Genomic DNA, 15,701 nt, shown 5'->3' with positions numbered 1-15,701 from the left:
GTCCTCGTGCATCAGCCCAATGGATGCGGGAAGGGATTGGGAAACGCGCCGCTGTGCGGCACGCCGGGATACCGCCACGCCACGTCCTGGCAGCGGCCACCAAGGAACGGTGCACGCTCGTCGGCATGCAGGCCACTGAGCTGCGGCGACAGCACGCGCATCACCCGCAGGCCGGCCGCGGCCACATCGGTGGTGGTCAACTCGCGGTAGTACAGCGCGATGCCGGCACGGCCGAGCCGACGCCGCAGCATGTCCAGCTCGGCAATCGCGCGCGGCGCGGCGGGGCGGACCGCGGCGCCCGGCGGGGGCAGCGTCAAGGTGCTGTCCTCCGCCGCCCGCAGCAGCGGCAGCTGCGGCCACAGCGCCGGGCGCAGGGTGTAGAAGGCGGCATGTTCGTCGAAGCTGCGCAGGGCGGCGGGATCGCGCGGCAGCCGGGCGCTTTCGCGGCCACACAGATGCGCGGCAAAGGTCAGTGCCTGCTGCCATTCCAGCAGCGCCTTGTGCAGCGCCTCGCCCGGATCGGCGCGGCAGGCGATGCCGAGGACGTAGCGGGGGCGGCCTTCGAACGGAATGCCGCCGGCGACCGCGATCACCGGGTGCGGGTTCCAGTGCTGGGTCAGGTCGAAGGCCTGCAGTTCGCCCCCGCGCGCGTCCGCGAATGCCTGCCATTGGGTCGGCAGGGCGATCCGCCGGCCGGCCACGCCATTGAGCCAGGTCACCGCCAGCGCATCGCGCTCCAGCAGCTCCTGGGCCGCGCGCAGCAGCGCCAGCCAGGCCCCATCGCGGCCATCCCGCCAGGCCGCCAGGCCACTGGACGTCGACGGCAATCGCGCCTGGCCGCTGCGCGGCCCCAGTCCGACCAGTTCCTGCGGCACCCAGGCCACCCGGTTGTCATCCAGTGCATGCACCGCGGCGAACAGATCGTCGTCGCGTTCGGGCATCGGCCATGGAAAACCCGGCGTTGCACGTTGTCGGGCCGAGAACAGCGCGAAGGCCGATTCGTCCAGGCGTTGTGCGGGCGTCAGCGCATCGCGGCGACGCACCTCCAGGCCCGCCTGCGCCGCCGCCAGTCGCTCCAGGGCTTCGGCAACCGCGCCATCGGCGGCCGCATCGGCCTCCAGCGCGACCGCGCCAGAGACGCCCTGCCAGGGATTGGCCGGATCGGCCGGGGTGGCGGCATTGTGTACGCGCCGTCCCTCGAACAAGGGCCCGGTGGCATCGCAGGGGGTGGCCTCGATCGGCTGTGCCGGGCGCACCAGACCGCAGCGCGGACGCGCCGCGCCATGCAGCAGGTGCGACGACAGCGTGGGCGTTTCCAGCGCCGCCTGCACGGCGGCGCGGCTCATTTCAACACGCTCAGCCAGAGCATCATCTCGAGCGCGCCGACGGCGAACAGGCCCAGCAGCAGCCCGATGGCGATACCGATGCCGCGCCCGAGCGAACGCCCCGCGCGTTCGTAGACGAGGGCATAGATGCCCAGATACAGCCCCACGGCGACGAACAGCCCGAATATCGGGTTGGCGGTGCTCATGAAAATGCCACCGCCGATCGCGGCCAGCGGCAAGGCGAACAGCCCGAGCAACACCCGACTGGTGCGGCTCAATCCGGCCACCGGCACGACAGCGACGGGGGTGTCCGGACGGTCCGGCGTCGCAGCGCTGATCGGTGTCTGCGGCAACGCAGGTGGCTGGGGGGGGAGGTCCGTACCGGTGTCGACGCTGGCGACCGTGGCGTGTGCGTCGCTGCTGACGGCCGCAGTCGTTACGGGGTCCAGCTTGCCAAGCACCACCGCCGACAGCACCGAGGTGCCGAGCAGGGTGACGATGCAGGAACTGCAGGTGGTCGACGTCGAGCCGCCGCCTGCCGCGGCAAGGTCCTGGCGTGAGGCACTGGCATCGAACTGGGTCGGCAGGCGATACATGAGGTCACTCCATTGACCGGGGCGGAAACGCCCGGCGCGTGGCGCACATTATCACGGGCGCCCGGTGTCCCAAGGCAAGGACAGCGGTGGTGGCAGTGAGGCTTCGCCACCCTGGCAGGCGGGGCACCACGGCAGTCGCAGCACCCGGTCGCGTTCGCCGTGCAGGCGCTGCAGGTCGAGCCAGACGCTGCGTTCGAGATAGCCCAGCAACAGCGGCGGCTGATCCAGCAAGGGGGCGACCAGCGCCGCGATCCGGGCCGGTTGCGCTGCGACCGCCGGCATTGCCGGCACGGGTGCTTCGCCCCAGCGGCGCAGCACCCGGTTGCCCAGGCAATACACGCAGGCGCTCTGGCCGGGCACTACATAGGGGCCCAGCGCGAGCGTGTGGTGATAGCTGAGGTCGAGCAGCAGATGCGGTTGTACCGGCATCTGTGTGCGGTAGCGGGCCAAGGCCTGTTCCCAGCCCAGCCCGTGCCGGACCAGCACGAGGAGGTCGGCATCCGCGATGGCATCGACGCGCTGCAGATCCGCGCTGGCATGCCGGTCGAAGGCGTCGGCCAACCCGGGCAGCGGTTCGCCGAGCCAGTCGATTGCGTAGCGCTTCACTCTGCGCGCGGCGCGCCGCGGCACCAGCACACCGAGACGTATCAACTGGCGGGCCGCCGGGCCGCACTCGGCATCGTCCTGCAGGATCGCCAGGGTGTCGTTTTCCCAGTGGCCGAGGATCCGTTCGATGACCGTCGGGGTGTCGGCCTCATCGACGACATACAGTTCGTCAGCGCCACCGGACACCAGCAGCAGCGGGCGCTGCGCATGGGTCTGCGAAAACAGCGCCCAGGCCGGATTGCGCGTCCAGCGCGGTTCCCCCGCGTGCGGGCCTGCGTGTTCCTGACTGCCTGCTGCTGCCACTGCGTACAGTCCGTGTATCCGCGAAACCGCAAGGATAGCGGCAAACAGGCGGGCCACGTTCTGCTAGGGTGCGCGCGTGCCCACGCCGCCTGTTGCCACCGCGTCCGTCCTCCAGCCGCCCTGGCGCGAGGCGATGCTGTGGATGCTGCTGCTCGGCGCGATGTTCATCCACGGCTACAGCTGGACCAACCACTGGGCCGCCAGCCAAGCCCAGACCTATAGCCTGCACGGTCGCTGGGACGAGGCGATTCCGTTCTGGCCGTGGACGATCTGGCCGTACCTGGCGCTGAACCTGCTGTACCCGCTGACGTTCTTCCTCTGCCCGACCCGATCGGCCCTGCGCCGCCATGCGCTGGCCATCGCGCTGGTGCAGGCCGCCTGCATGCTCGCCTTCGTGTGCTGGCCGACCGGCAACGTGCGTGTTTTGCCCCAGCCGGATGGGGTGAGCGGGCTGTTGTTCGCACAGCTGCGCGCGTTCGAGGCGCCGTTCAACATGGCGCCGTCGCTGCACGCCGCGGTATTGGTGGTGGTCTGGCAGGCATGGCGGCAGTGGCTGCAGGCCGATGCGACGGCACTGCGCTGGCTGTGGCACGGCGCCTGTGGGCTGATTCTGCTCTCGACGCTCACCACCTGGCAGCACGATCTGCTGGACGTGCTTGCCGGACTCCTGGTGGGCGCGCTGGCGCTGTGGATCACGCGGCCCCGACGCTTGCGGTAGGCCTGGCGCATCGTACCCACCAACGGTGGGGACTGCCGCTTCCAAAAAAAAGGCCAGCGCGAACGCTGGCCTCTTGGTATCCACACCGGTGACGCTTACTTGTTTTCGGCGTCGGCCGGGGTGAAGTGCGGCATCGCCGCGGCGGCGCCTTCCTTCTCGGTCGAACGACCGGCGAACTGATTGGCGAAACGCACGTGGCGGGCAAACGCCGCCTCCGGGTCCTGCGCGATCGAGGCGACCAGGGCGCCGTTGAACGCATCGCCTGCACCGGTGGTGTCCAGCACCTGCACCTGCTCGGCGCCCACGCGGTAGTACGGCTGCGTGTCGCCACGCAGGTTTTCTTCGGCGTGCGACACGAATACACCGACCGAACCCAACGTCACCACCACGGTGCCGTTGCCGACCAGCTTGCGGCACAGCGCATGCAGGCTGGCGCCATCCAGCGCGGCGACGTCGTTGGCATCCACGCGCTCGCCGACATGACGGCCGAGCAGGGCAGCGAACTCGGTCTCGTTCGGGGTCAGCACATCGGCCAGCTTGAGCAGGCCGATGCTGGAGGGTGCATCGGCAGGCGCCACGTTGAGCACGGTGGTGGCACCGGCTTCACGCGCGATCGCCAGGGCGGCCTCGATGGTTTCCACCGGCGATTCCAGCTGCGCCAGCACCACCTTGGCACCGGCCAGCAGCGCGCGCTGCTGTTCGACGAAGTCCAGGCTCAGCGCGGCGTTGGCCCCCGGGCCGATCACGATGGTGTTGCGGCCCCGGCTGTCGACATAGATACCGCCGGTGCCGGTCGGCTCGCTGCTGGCTTCGGCGGTCAGCGCAAAGCCATCCTGCTCGGCCAGGCCGCGCGCCATCGCACCGCCGGCGTCATCGCCCAGCGCGCACAGGAACGTGGTCGGCGCGCCGGCACGGCGGGCGGCCACGGCCTGGTTGAAGCCCTTGCCGCCGGGACCGGTGCTGTAGCGGCCGGCGATGGTCGCACCCGGGGCCGGGAGCGACTCACAACGCCAGACATGATCCACATTGAAGGAACCGATTACGACGACACTGCTACTCATAAAGACTGTTTCTCAGGGAACGGATATCAGCTGAAATGCGTCAGCACGCCGGCGATGGTCGCCGTCATGAAGGTGGCAATGGTACCGCCGAGCACGGCACGCAGGCCGAACTTGGCCAGATCGTGGCGACGCTCTGGCGCCAGCCCACCAATACCACCGATCTGGATCGCGATGGAGCTGAAGTTGGCAAAACCGCACAGCGCGTAGGTGGCGACCAGGCGACCCTCGGCCGACAGCACCGTGCCCGGCACCTCGCCTCGGATGATCTTGGCCAGCTCCGAATACGCCACGAACTCGTTGATCACCACCTTCTGGCCGATCAGCGAGCCCACCGTGGTGGCATCGGCCCACGGGGTGCCGATCACCCAAGCGATCGGGGCCAGCAGGAAGCCGAACAGCGTGGACAGGTCGGTCGGGCGGCCGATGAGCGCGGCCAGGCCGGTGATGTCACCCAGCCAGGTCAGGGGCGCGTTGATCAGGGCGATCAGGGCGATGAAGGCCAGCAGCATCGCACCGATGTTCAGCGCCAGCTTGAGGCCGTCGCCGGCGCCGGCGGCAGCCGCGTCGATGATGTTGCTGGAGGTCTTCTCCACTTCCATCTTGACCGTGCCGCGGGTCAGCGGGGTACCGGTCTCGGGCACCAGCAGCTTGGCCACCACCAGGGTCGCCGGGGCCGCCATGATGCTCGCGGCCAGCAGATGCTTGGCGTAGAAGGCCTGTTCGACCGGATCGCCGGCACCGAGCATGCCCACATACGCGGCCAGCACGCCGCCGGCAATGTGCGCCATGCCGCCGATCATCATGGTGATCAGCTCGGACTGGGTCATCTTGGCGATGTACGGGCGTACCGTCAGCGGCGCTTCGGTCTGGCCGATGAACACGCTGGCGCAGACGCTGGTGGTTTCCGCACCGGACACACGCATGATCTTGGTGATCGCCCAGGCCATGCCGCGCACGATCATCTGCATCACGTTGAGGTGGTACATGACCCCCATCAGCGCCGAGAAGAAGATGATGGTCGGCAGCACCTGGAAGGCGAAGATGAAACCGAACTGGCTGGTGTCCATCAGGCTGCCGAAGATGAAGCCCGAGCCGGCGTTGACGAACTCCAGGATCTTGACGAAGCCCTTGCCCAGCGCGTCGAACACATCACGGCCACCCGGGACCAGCAGCACCACCGCCGCGAAGGCTATCTGCAGTGCGATACCGGTGACGACCAGGCGCCAGTCGACAGCCCGCTTGTTGTTCGAGAACAACCAGGCAATGCCGATCAGCACTGCCAACCCGAACAGGCCGAAGCCAATCCTGCCCAAACCTTCGACCATGAGACTTCCCTTGGGGCGCCGCGAAAAACGGGAAGCCTAGAGCAGCGGCAGGGGCGGGGCAAGGAAAAGCAGCGTCCGCGAGCCGATCGGTCGTGATCGGGCCTGTATCGGCAAGGCATGGCCCGGTTTCCGTGCGGCGTGTCACGGGGCGTGAGACCGCCGCCGCGGCAAGCCGCGCGGAACTGCGCCGCCCCGCTCTACACTTACCGGCATCGATCCGGCCCGGTCGCGGGCCCGCAGCAGGAGAACCACATGCTCTATCGCCGTCTTGGCTCCACCGGCCTGAAGCTCTCGGCCCTGTCCTTCGGGGCCTGGGTGACCTTCGGCGACCAGATCGGCCGCGATGAGGCCCGCAAGCTGATCGCCACCGCCTGGGATGCCGGGGTCAATTTCTTCGACAACGCCGAAGGCTATGCCCGCGGCCGCGCCGAGCAGGTGATGGGCGATGTGATCGCCGACCTGCGCCTGCCGCGCGATGGCTTCTGCGTCTCCAGCAAGGTGTTCTTCGGCGCCGTCGACGACCCGCGCCCTACCCAGCACGGGCTGTCGCGAAAGCATGTCACCGACGCCTGCCACGCCGCGCTCAAGCGCCTGCGGGTGGAGTACCTGGACCTTTACTATTGCCATCGCCCGGATCCGGATACCCCGATCGCCGAGACCGTGCAGGCCATGGATACCCTGATCCGCCAGGGCAAGGTGCTGTACTGGGGCACGTCGGAATGGTCGGCCGCGCAGATCCAGGAGGCGGTGGACATCGCCCGCGCGCGCAACCTGCATGCGCCCTCGATGGAACAGCCGCAGTACAACCTGCTGCACCGCGAGCGGGTGGAGCGCGAATACGCGCCGCTGTATGCCGAGGCTGGCCTGGGCACCACCATCTGGTCGCCGCTGGCCTCGGGCCTGCTGACCGGCAAGTACAACGCCGGCGTGGACCCGCAGTCGCGGCTGGGCCAGGAACAGCTGGGCTGGCTGAAGGCGCAGGTGCTCGACGATGGCAGCGACCGCATGGAGCGGGTGCGGCGCTACACCGCACTGGCCGCGCAGCTGGGCGTCTCGCCGGCGCAGCTGGCGATCGCCTGGTGCCTGCGCAATCCGAATGTATCCAGCGTGATCCTCGGCGCCAGCCGGGTCAGCCAGCTGGAAGAGAACCTGGGCGCACTGGCGCTGTTCGAGCAGCTCGATGAGAGCGTCTGGCAGCAGGTGGAAGCGGTCTTTGCCTGATTGCGTCTGTCGGGATCCGGAGAGCCGGCCAGCGGCCGGCACTACCGCTGCTGCGGCGGCGGCAGACAGAAGCGGGGTCGCTGCGCGGAGCGGAGCAGGGCGTCTGCAACAGGCGCCGTCCCTCCAGGGTAGTGCCGGCCGCTGGCCGGCTCTGCAGTTCACCCGACGGGCGACCACGCACAGATGGCGATTGATAGAGGCTATCGAATTTGGGTAGTCGATCATTAATGCCATCTATCAAAGTGAGAATGGTTGTTGATTGCCAACTGAGAATCATTATCATTTGACTCGCCCCTCGCAACGAGTCCAGACGATGAACACTCAAGCTGCTGTACTGCTGCGCCCCGAAACGCTGACCCTCCGCGACCGTCCGGTCCGCGTGGTCCCGCCGGAAGAAGTGATCGACAGCGAAGCCCTGCTCAAGGGGCGCCGCGAAATCCTGATCCAGCATGGCGATCGTTTCTATCGCCTGCGTCATACCAGCAACGACAAGCTGATCCTGACCAAGTAACGGCCGTTCCTCCCCCAGCTCTCTCCCCCTCGACACTCCGCCGTCGACTCCGGTCCACGGCGTGGGTCGAGGGTCTCCCCTCGCAACCGTCGATTGCAGGTAGACCGCCATGAGCCGTGCCCTTTCCGTCGGCCGCCCACCGGGCCGCCATCCCATCGCTGGCCTGCCATCGGCCGCGCAACTGGCCTCGCTGGGTACCGTGCTGTGCCTGTACCGCCCGGACAGCAGTGAACTCGGTGGCTGGAAACACGCTGTCTCCGCGCATGCCTGCCAGGGCATGGACAGCGAAGGCATCCGCGAAAGCCTCTGCTTCGTCGACGCCCGCGGCCGCTGCTGCTGGCGCCTGTATCTGCTGCCCGACAGCGATTTCCTCGCGTGGGATCGCCTCGTGTCCGCGTTTCCCGCACGGCCCGAACCGGTCAACGACGCCGGTGTCGCCGAGCGCCTGTGGCGACGCCTCGCCGTGCGCCTGGGCAACGACGCGTGGCGCATGTGCGCGCTGCGCCTGCAGGTCGGCGAAGGCCGCGAACTCGCCGCCAGCCTGGCCTCCTTGTCCGCGCTGGGCGCCAGCACCGCGCGCCGGATCGGCACCGTGGAAGGCGCCGAAGGCGAGCTCTGGGTCGACGACGGCTGCTGCGCCAGCGCGGCCCGCCGCAGCGAACCATGGGCGGCCGGCGGCATGCCGGTGATCCAGCTGTAATGACGCCCGCGCTCGCCCTGGCAGGGCTGCTGCTCGCGCTCACCGCCAGCGCGCATGCCACACCGGCCGACCCCGCACGCGACCGCGCCAGCATCCTGGCGATGCAGGGCGAATACATCGTCGACTTCGCCTTCGACGAAACCGTGCTGCTCCAGCCCGGCTACGAACGCGCGCCGGCCGTGCGCACCGGCGGCAGCGAAGTGGTGATCGTGGTCGAAGACACCCCAACGCGGGTGGTGCTGCAGCACCTGCTGGTCGAACCGAAGAGCGGCCACGTCACCAAGCACTGGCGCCAGGACTGGGTCTACCAGGCACCGACCCGGTTCGAGTTCACTGCCGACCAGACCTGGCAGGTGCGCCCCATTCCCACGGCGCTCACCACCGGTGCCTGGACCCAATGCGTCTACGAAGTCAGCGACGCACCGCGCTACTGCGGCACCGGCGCCTGGCGCTACGACAACGGCATCGCCGCGTGGACCAGCGACCTCAGCTGGCGCCCCCTGCCGCGCCGCGAATACACCCGCCGCAGCGACTACAACGCCCTGGCCGTGATCAACCGGCACACGCGCACGCCCAACGGGTGGACCCACGAGCAGTTCAACACCAAGATCCTGCGGCGCGCCGACGGAACGCAGACACCGATTGCACGTGAGTTCGGCTTCAACGATTACAACAAGACCACCGAGGTGGACTTCACCCCCGCCTACGCCTACTGGACCGCCACCGCGGGTTACTGGGCGAAGGTGCGCCAGCGTTGGAACAGCTTCCTCGGCAACGCACCGGGCGTGCACCTGAAAACCAAACCCGACGGCATGGCCATGATCATCCCGCTGTTCACCCAGGCCCAGGACATCCAGGACGGCAAGACCGTGGCGGACACCGAGATCGATGCCGTCTTCCAGCAGTGGGTGGAAAAAGCACCGCCAGAAAGCGCGCGCTGATACAGCCGCAACCGGCGGCGCTCGCGTCCATCGCCGAACGTCGAAGCAGCACATTGCCTCATCGACGGTAGTGCCAACTGCAGACGCGCTGCTCTCCCATCCGCCCAAGGCCATCCCTCGAGAAGGATGGCGGGTAGCCCTGCCCAGGACCGTCAGGGCGCCAAGGATGGCGCCCACGAGCCCCCAGGGACGGGTTTACGGCGCGTCCTGGGCAGGGCTGCCCGCCAGCCTTCAGGCCATGAACACCAAGACGCCGTCGCTTTTGCTTTCGCTTTCAATGCAACGGCGCCCCAACTCACGCCTCCCGAAGCGCCAACGCCGGCGGCGTATGCAGAATCCGCCGCGTGCCCCACCAGCCGGCCAGCATGCTCAACAGCACACCCAACCCACCGCCCACCAACAACGGCCCCCACGGCGGGCTCAGCGTCAACTCGAACACCTGCCGCGCCACCACCGTGCCCAGCAGCGCCGCCGCGCCCACCGCCAACAACGCCGACAACAGCCCCAGCGCACCAAACTCCACCAGCACTGCACCGCGCAGCTGACGGCGCGTCGCCCCCAGCGTACGCAGCACCGCACTGTCGTAGCGCCGCTCACCAGCCGTCGCCTGCAACGCCGCCAGCAACACCAGCAGCCCGGCCAGCAGACTGAAGCCCATCACCAGCTGCACCGCCTGGCTCACCCGATCCACCACCTCGCGCACCCGCTCCAGGATGCCGTCGATATCCAACAGTGAAATGTTCGGGTACGCCCGGGTCAGCCCGGCCAGCGCCGGTGCCTGCGCGCGTGGCAGATGGAAGGCGGTGATCAGGTTGTACGGCGCATCGGCAACCGCGCCTTCGTTGAGCAGCAGGAAGAAGTTGACCCGGAACGAATCCCAGTCCGCCTTGCGGATGCTGGTGATCGTGAAACTGCGCTCCTGATCGCCCATCTGCAGCGTCACCGTGTCGCCCAGCGTCATCCCGTAACGCTCGGCCCAGCCCTGCTCGATCGAGGCCTCGGCCGCGGTGCTGCCCGCCTTCCAGAACGTCCCGCTGAGCAGCGTATTGGCCGGCGGGAAATCATGCCGCCACGAGAAATTGACCGGCCGGTTGGCATCGTCCTCCTCGTTGCTGTTGTCCTCGCGCGCCTGCCGCTGCGGCGGCCGGTCGTTGACCGCGAGCAGGCGGCCGGTACTGAACGGCTCGATGCCCGGCGCGACCACCCCGAGCCCACCCAACGTGGCCAGCACCGCATCGCGCTGCTCGGGCTGGATGTTCATCAGGAAGTAGTTCGGTGTATCGGTCGGCAGGCGATCGCGCCACTGCGCCAACAGCCCCGGACCGATCACCGACAGCAGCAGCAGCGAACACAGCGACAGCGACAGGCCGACCAGCTGCATCACCGCCAGCCCGCGGCGTCGCGTCAACGAAGCCAGGCCCAGCTTCCAGCGCCCGCGCAGGCGCGGCTGCAGCCCACGCAGCAGCCACAGCAGCAGCGCGCCGAGCGCACCGGCCAGGGCCGCCAGCGCGGCCAGCCCGCCGAGCACCCACGTCGCCAGTTTCACATCGCCGGTGGCCTGCATGGTGAGCGCCACGGTGGCCGCCAATGCGGCGGCATATACCAGCATCGAACTCGGCGGCAGCGCGGCGAAGCTGCGGTTGAGCACGCGCATCGGCGGCACGCTGCGCAGGCGCAGCAGCGGCGGCAGACCAAAGCCCAGCAGCAGCACCAGCCCGATGCCGGCTCCACTCAGTGCCGGCGTGGCCTGCGGCAGGGGCAGGCGGTTCGGAATCAACCCGCCCAGTGCCTGCACCAGCCCGGCCTGGGCAGCCATGCCCAGCCCGATACCGACCAGGCAGGCCGGTATCGCCAGCATCACCAGCTGCAGCGCCATCGCGGTGAGGATGTCGCGCTGGCGCGCCCCCAGGCAGCGCAGGATCGCGACCTGGTCGATGCGTCGCATCGCGAAGCGGTTGGCCGCCAGTGCGGTGGCGACACCGGCCAGCAACACCGCCAGCAACGCGGCCAGCGACAGGAAGCGCCCGGCCAGATCGAACGCGCCGCGTACACCGCGCTGGGCATCGGCGATGCCGACAATGCGGTAGCCCTTGGCCTGCGGCGTGAGCCATTCGCGGAACGCCTCGATCTGCCCCGGCGCACCGGCGAACATCATCCGGTACGACGCGCGGCTGCCCGGCCCCAGCAGGCCGGCGCGATCCACATCGATGCGGTTCACCAGCAGCGGCGGCGACAGTTGCATCAGCTCACCGGAGGTATCCGGCTCGGCCTGCAGCACGCGGGTCACGGTCAACGTGCCCGCGCCGAATTCCAGTGCATCGCCCACCTGCAGGCCAAGCGCCTGCATCAGGCGGGGATCGGCATACGCTTGGCCCGGTGGCGGCGTTCCTGCCGTTTCGCTGGCGCTGTCATGCAGCGTGCGGCTGACCCGCAGTTCACCGCGCAGCGGGTAGCCATCGGCGACCGCCTTGATGTTGGCCATCTGGCTGTCATCGCCATGGAACAGCACGCTGGGGAAGCTGACCATGCGCGTGTTGGCCAAGCCGCGCTCGCGCGCCGCGTCGGCGAAGGTCTGCGGGATGTCCTCACGGCCGCTCAGGCCCAGATCACCGCCAAGCATCTCCGCCGCGCTGCCGGTCAGTGCCAGGGTCACGCGGTTGACCAATGTCCCGACGGCGGTCATCACCGCCACGCCCAACACCAGTGCGGCGAACACGGTCAGCAGATCGCCGGCCAGGAATTCGCGGCGCAGCGCACGCGCCGCATGGCGCACGACATTCATGCGCCTGCGCCGGCAACGGTGTCGGCCAGGCGGCCACCGTCGAGCTGGTAGATGCGCTCGCAGCGCTGCGCCAGGCGCAGGTCATGGGTGACCAGCACCAGGGTGGTATCGCTGGTGGCGTTGAGCGCGAACAGCAGGTCGCTGATCTGCTGCCCGGTGGCCTGGTCCAGGCTGCCGGTCGGCTCATCGGCGAACAGGATGCGCGGCCGCGCCACGAACGCACGGGCCAGCGCCACCCGCTGCTGTTCGCCACCGGAAAGCTGGCGCGGGTAGTGACGCGCACGATGGCCCAGGCCGACCTGTTCCAAGACCTCGCGCACCCGCGCGGGATCTTCGCGGCCGGCCAGTTCCAGCGGCAGCGCGATGTTCTCTTCGGCGGTCAGTGCCGGCAGCAGGTGGAAGCTCTGGAACACGAAGCCGACCTCGCGTGCGCGCAGCTGCGCGCGGGCTTCCTCATCGAGCGTGTTGAGCGCGGCGCCGGCCAGCGCGATGGTGCCGTGGCTGGGCAGGTCCAGGCCGGCGAGCAGGCCGAGCAGGGTGGTCTTGCCCGAACCTGAAGCGCCGACGATCGCCACGCTCTCGCCTTCATGGACGGTCATGTCAATGTTGTCCAGTATGTGGACTTCACCCTCCGGGCCACGTGCGGACTTGCCCACGTTGTGGGCGGCGATGGCGACGGGCGCGCTGCGGGGGGACAGGCTGTCGATGAGGATTCTCCAATGAACCAAGCAAGTGGAATGGGCCGCGTGGCCTCGATGGGCTGGCTGCTGGCAGGGTTGCTGCTGATGCCGATGCTGGCCTGTGCCAAAGCTCCGGACACCCGTGCGGCGGTGCTGGTGGTCGGCGACAGCCTCAGTGCCGCCCACAATATCCCGGCCGCGTCGGGCTGGGTAAACCTGCTTCAGCAGCGGGTCAAACAACAGATCAAGGCGCCGCCGGCGATCATCAACGCCAGCATCAGCGGCGAGACGACCGCCGGCGCGCTGACCCGCCTGCCAGGGCTGCTGGAGAAGCATCGGCCGTCCGTGGTGGTGATCGAACTGGGCGGCAACGATGCGCTGCGCGGGCTGACCCCGGCGCAACTGCAGGGCAACCTGGAAAAGATGATCGTGGCCAGCCAGAAGGCGGGCGCCAAGGTGCTGCTGCTGGGTATCGATGTGCCGCCCAACTACGGCCCGGCCTACCGCCAGCGCCTGCGCCAGACCTACGCGGCGCTGGCCAAGCAGTACGACGTGCCGCTGCTGCCGTTCCTGCTCGAAGGGGTGGCCTTGAAGCCGAACCTGATGCAGGCCGACGGGCTGCACCCCACCGCAGCTGCGCAGCCGCAGGTGCTGGACAACGTCTGGCCGCTGCTCAAACCCCTGCTTTGATCGGTGTGTGAGGAACTTCACACCGCGTCCACTGGCGATGCGGCATGTTTCACAAAGCTGAAGAAAGAGGGAATCCCATGCGTCAGACAAAGGAGACCTCCGGCCTGGTGCTGGTGGTCGAAGACAACCGTAATATTTCCGAGATGATCGGCGAGTACCTGGAAGGGCGCGGCTTCGAAGTCGACTACGCCCAGGATGGGCTGGACGGTTATCGTCTGGCGGCCGAGAACAGCTACGACGTGGTCGTGCTGGACCTGATGCTGCCGCGTCTGGACGGCATCGAAGTCTGTCGCCGCCTGCGCAACGATGCGCGCAAGTCCACGCCGGTGCTGATGCTGACCGCGCGCGACACGCTGGACGACAAGCTCACCGGCCTGGGGTTCGGCGCCGATGACTACCTGACCAAGCCGTTCGCGATCCAGGAACTGGAAGCCCGTCTGCGCGCGCTGATCCGCCGCGAGCGTCGTCAGGTCGGCTCGGAAGTGCTCAAGGTCGCCGACCTCGTGCTCGATCCGGTCAGCATGCGCGCGACGCGTGCCGGCACCGAACTGCAGCTATCGCCGATCGGCCTGCGCCTGCTGACGATCCTCATGCGCGAATCGCCGCGTGTGGTGACCCGCCAGGAAATCGAACGCGAGATCTGGGGCAATGGTCTGCCCGACTCGGACACCCTGCGCAGCCATCTGTACAACCTGCGCAAGATCATCGACAAGCCGTTCGACCGCCCGCTGCTGCACACCGTGCAGAGCGCCGGCTACCGTATTGCCGATATCGCCCAGCCGATGAGCTGATGGGCGGTCGATCGCCGCTCGGCCGCCTGCGGGCGGCATGAGCGATCCGATCCTCCGGTACCCTCTGGAGCATGACGGCCCGGCATCTGCCGGGCCGTTGTCATGGTTTGCACGATGGACTCACGGCAAGCTTTCCTATAATCGCCGCGAACCGCCCTGGACCCCGTAATGCCGCACGGTCTGCCGCGCAAGATCCGCATCGTCTTCATCCTCCAAGCCGTGCTCGCCAGCCTGGGCATCCTGCTGGGCGCCTGGCTGGTGTCGTTGGTGATCAAGCACAGCCTGGTCAGCAGCGCGCTGCAGGAAGAGGCCGGCTACTACTGGCAACTGCACGAGGCCTCGCCGGTGCAGCCGCCGCCCAATACCCAGAACATCCGCGGTTACCTGCTCGAGACCGGGCAGTCGCCGCTGAGCCTGCCGGCCAACCTGCGCACGCTCACCCCCGGCTTCCATGAGCTCAAGGACGACGACCAGCTGGTGCTGGTCGATGCGCGTCCGGAAGGCCGCCTGTATCTGGTGTTCCTGCGTTCGCGCGCGGAGATGCTGGCGTTCTGGTTCGGCGTCGTGCCGGTGCTGCTGACCCTGCTGGCCGTCTACGGCGCCTCGTGGATCACCTATCGCGCCTCCAAACGCCTGGTATCCCCGGTGAACTGGCTGGCCCGGCGCGTCTCGCGATGGGACCCCGGGCATCCGGAAGCGGCCGATCTGGCCCCGGCCAAGCTGCCGGCCGACATGCAGGGCGAGACCCGCCAGCTGGCCGCGGCGCTGCACTCGCTGGCCACCAAGGTCACCGCGCACGTCGCGCGCGAGCGCAACTTCACCCGCGATGCCAGCCATGAGCTGCGCACCCCGCTGACCGTGATCCGGGTAGCCAGCGACATGGCGCTGGGCGACCAGGACATGACCCCGCGCCTGCGCCGCGGCCTGCAGCGCATCCAGCGCGCCGGACGCGACATGGAGGCGGTGATCGATGCCTTCCTGATCCTCGCCCGCGAGGCCGATGTCGAGCCGCAGGTCGAGCTGTTCGACGTCAACGAGATCGTCCGCTACGAGGTGGACAACGCCCGCGAGCTGATCGCCGGGCGGCCCGTGGAGATCCACCTGCACAGCCATGGCCCGGTGATGCTGCACGCGCCGCCGCGGGTGCTGCAGGTGGTGGTCAGCAACCTGCTGCGCAATGCCTGCAGCTATACCGACGAAGGCCGGATCGACGTCGATGTCGAAGACGATCGCGTGGTCGTGCGCGATACCGGCATCGGGATGTCCGCCGAAGCACTCGGGCGTGCGTTCGAGCCGTTCTATCGTGCCGAGCCCAGCCGTCCACAGGGCACCGGGCTGGGGCTGTCGATCGTGCGCCGGCTGTGCGACCGCTTCGGCTGGAAGATCGCCCTGACCAGCGAGCCCGGGCAGGGTACCCAGGCCACGATCCACTACCGCTGAGTCGGGGAGGT

General features: G+C 68.5%; 15 protein-coding genes. 8 read left to right on the top strand and 7 right to left on the bottom strand.

Annotated features, from left to right (window positions below; genetic code table 11):
- Window positions 1-11: 11 nt before the first annotated feature.
- From ABE546_RS04825 to ABE546_RS04815, 3 genes are read right to left on the bottom strand one after another with little or no spacing between them, the layout of a single operon-like run.
- Entirely contained in the window at window positions 12-1,346 is a 1,335-nt protein-coding gene (locus tag ABE546_RS04825) for a YcaO-like family protein (protein ID WP_346462837.1), read from the bottom strand.
- Window positions 1,343-1,921, bottom strand: a complete 579-nt coding sequence (locus ABE546_RS04820; protein ID WP_346462836.1) for a hypothetical protein — start codon at window positions 1,919-1,921, stop codon at window positions 1,343-1,345. The genes ABE546_RS04825 and ABE546_RS04820 overlap by 4 nt, the downstream gene beginning before the upstream one ends.
- Window positions 1,922-1,972: 51 nt before the next feature.
- Window positions 1,973-2,830, bottom strand: coding sequence for a hypothetical protein (locus tag ABE546_RS04815; protein WP_313210168.1), 858 nt, complete (start codon window positions 2,828-2,830; stop codon window positions 1,973-1,975).
- 76 nt (window positions 2,831-2,906) lie between these two features.
- On the opposite strand from ABE546_RS04815, the gene ABE546_RS04810 reads away from it, so the two are divergent.
- Window positions 2,907-3,548, top strand: a complete 642-nt coding sequence (locus ABE546_RS04810) for a hypothetical protein (RefSeq protein WP_346462835.1) — start codon at window positions 2,907-2,909, stop codon at window positions 3,546-3,548.
- 95 nt (window positions 3,549-3,643) lie between these two features.
- On the opposite strand, the gene ABE546_RS04805 is transcribed toward ABE546_RS04810, so the two are convergent.
- Window positions 3,644-4,609, bottom strand: coding sequence for a ribokinase (locus tag ABE546_RS04805; protein WP_313210164.1), 966 nt, complete (start codon window positions 4,607-4,609; stop codon window positions 3,644-3,646).
- Window positions 4,610-4,635: 26 nt separating this feature from the next.
- Window positions 4,636-5,934, bottom strand: coding sequence for a nucleoside transporter C-terminal domain-containing protein (locus ABE546_RS04800; RefSeq protein ID WP_121042760.1), 1,299 nt, complete (start codon window positions 5,932-5,934; stop codon window positions 4,636-4,638).
- 252 nt (window positions 5,935-6,186) lie between these two features.
- Here ABE546_RS04800 and ABE546_RS04795 point away from each other — a divergent pair, with 252 nt between their 5' ends.
- From ABE546_RS04795 to ABE546_RS04780, 4 genes are all read left to right on the top strand, one after another.
- Window positions 6,187-7,155 (top strand): aldo/keto reductase, encoded by a 969-nt coding sequence (locus ABE546_RS04795; protein WP_346462834.1) that lies wholly within the window; start codon window positions 6,187-6,189, stop codon window positions 7,153-7,155.
- 313 nt (window positions 7,156-7,468) lie between these two features.
- Window positions 7,469-7,666: a hemin uptake protein HemP gene (locus tag ABE546_RS04790; RefSeq protein WP_019182448.1), complete on the top strand. Its 198-nt coding sequence runs from the start codon at window positions 7,469-7,471 to the stop codon at window positions 7,664-7,666.
- Window positions 7,667-7,775: 109 nt separating this feature from the next.
- Complete coding sequence (locus ABE546_RS04785) at window positions 7,776-8,366, top strand: Hemin transport protein (protein WP_346462833.1); 591 nt, start codon at window positions 7,776-7,778, stop codon at window positions 8,364-8,366.
- A complete protein-coding gene (locus tag ABE546_RS04780; protein WP_346462832.1) occupies window positions 8,366-9,307 on the top strand; it encodes a DUF6607 family protein in 942 nt (313 codons plus the stop codon). Before ABE546_RS04785 ends, ABE546_RS04780 begins: the two co-directional genes overlap by 1 nt.
- Before the next feature lie 295 nt (window positions 9,308-9,602).
- On the opposite strand, the gene ABE546_RS04775 is transcribed toward ABE546_RS04780, so the two are convergent.
- On the bottom strand, window positions 9,603-12,089 hold the full coding sequence (locus ABE546_RS04775; RefSeq protein WP_346462831.1) for an FtsX-like permease family protein: 2,487 nt from the start codon (window positions 12,087-12,089) through the stop codon (window positions 9,603-9,605).
- Entirely contained in the window at window positions 12,086-12,688 is a 603-nt protein-coding gene (locus tag ABE546_RS04770) for an ATP-binding cassette domain-containing protein (RefSeq protein ID WP_313210153.1), read from the bottom strand. Before ABE546_RS04770 ends, ABE546_RS04775 begins: the two co-directional genes overlap by 4 nt.
- A 120-nt stretch (window positions 12,689-12,808) precedes the next feature.
- Between ABE546_RS04770 and ABE546_RS04765 the strand changes: the two genes are divergently transcribed.
- From ABE546_RS04765 to ABE546_RS04755, 3 genes are all read left to right on the top strand, one after another.
- Window positions 12,809-13,459: an arylesterase gene (locus ABE546_RS04765; protein WP_313210151.1), complete on the top strand. Its 651-nt coding sequence runs from the start codon at window positions 12,809-12,811 to the stop codon at window positions 13,457-13,459.
- Between the two features lie 77 nt (window positions 13,460-13,536).
- Window positions 13,537-14,250, top strand: a complete 714-nt coding sequence (locus tag ABE546_RS04760; protein WP_019182442.1) for a response regulator transcription factor — start codon at window positions 13,537-13,539, stop codon at window positions 14,248-14,250.
- A gap of 168 nt (window positions 14,251-14,418) precedes the next feature.
- Window positions 14,419-15,690 (top strand): HAMP domain-containing sensor histidine kinase, encoded by a 1,272-nt coding sequence (locus ABE546_RS04755; RefSeq protein ID WP_313210148.1) that lies wholly within the window; start codon window positions 14,419-14,421, stop codon window positions 15,688-15,690.
- The last annotated feature ends 11 nt before the right edge of the window (window positions 15,691-15,701 follow it).

Origin of the sequence: Stenotrophomonas sp. TWI377 (assembly GCF_039674525.1) — a bacterium.
In the GTDB taxonomy this organism is placed as follows: Bacteria; Pseudomonadota; Gammaproteobacteria; order Xanthomonadales; family Xanthomonadaceae; genus Stenotrophomonas.
Note: the sequence above shows the minus strand (reverse complement) of the source record. Positions and strands in the feature narration are given on the sequence as shown.

Coding starts and splice junctions, on each gene's coding strand:
- ABE546_RS04780 (WP_346462832.1), top strand. CDS start 8,366: ATGACGCCCGCGCTCGCCCTGGCAGGGCTGCTGCTCGCGCTCACCGCC.
- ABE546_RS04825 (WP_346462837.1), bottom strand. CDS start 1,346: ATGAGCCGCGCCGCCGTGCAGGCGGCGCTGGAAACGCCCACGCTGTCG.
- ABE546_RS04820 (WP_346462836.1), bottom strand. CDS start 1,921: ATGTATCGCCTGCCGACCCAGTTCGATGCCAGTGCCTCACGCCAGGAC.
- ABE546_RS04775 (WP_346462831.1), bottom strand. CDS start 12,089: ATGAATGTCGTGCGCCATGCGGCGCGTGCGCTGCGCCGCGAATTCCTG.
- ABE546_RS04755 (WP_313210148.1), top strand. CDS start 14,419: ATGCCGCACGGTCTGCCGCGCAAGATCCGCATCGTCTTCATCCTCCAA.
- ABE546_RS04800 (WP_121042760.1), bottom strand. CDS start 5,934: ATGGTCGAAGGTTTGGGCAGGATTGGCTTCGGCCTGTTCGGGTTGGCA.
- ABE546_RS04795 (WP_346462834.1), top strand. CDS start 6,187: ATGCTCTATCGCCGTCTTGGCTCCACCGGCCTGAAGCTCTCGGCCCTG.
- ABE546_RS04760 (WP_019182442.1), top strand. CDS start 13,537: ATGCGTCAGACAAAGGAGACCTCCGGCCTGGTGCTGGTGGTCGAAGAC.
- ABE546_RS04765 (WP_313210151.1), top strand. CDS start 12,809: ATGAACCAAGCAAGTGGAATGGGCCGCGTGGCCTCGATGGGCTGGCTG.
- ABE546_RS04770 (WP_313210153.1), bottom strand. CDS start 12,688: ATGACCGTCCATGAAGGCGAGAGCGTGGCGATCGTCGGCGCTTCAGGT.
- ABE546_RS04790 (WP_019182448.1), top strand. CDS start 7,469: ATGAACACTCAAGCTGCTGTACTGCTGCGCCCCGAAACGCTGACCCTC.
- ABE546_RS04785 (WP_346462833.1), top strand. CDS start 7,776: ATGAGCCGTGCCCTTTCCGTCGGCCGCCCACCGGGCCGCCATCCCATC.
- ABE546_RS04805 (WP_313210164.1), bottom strand. CDS start 4,609: ATGAGTAGCAGTGTCGTCGTAATCGGTTCCTTCAATGTGGATCATGTC.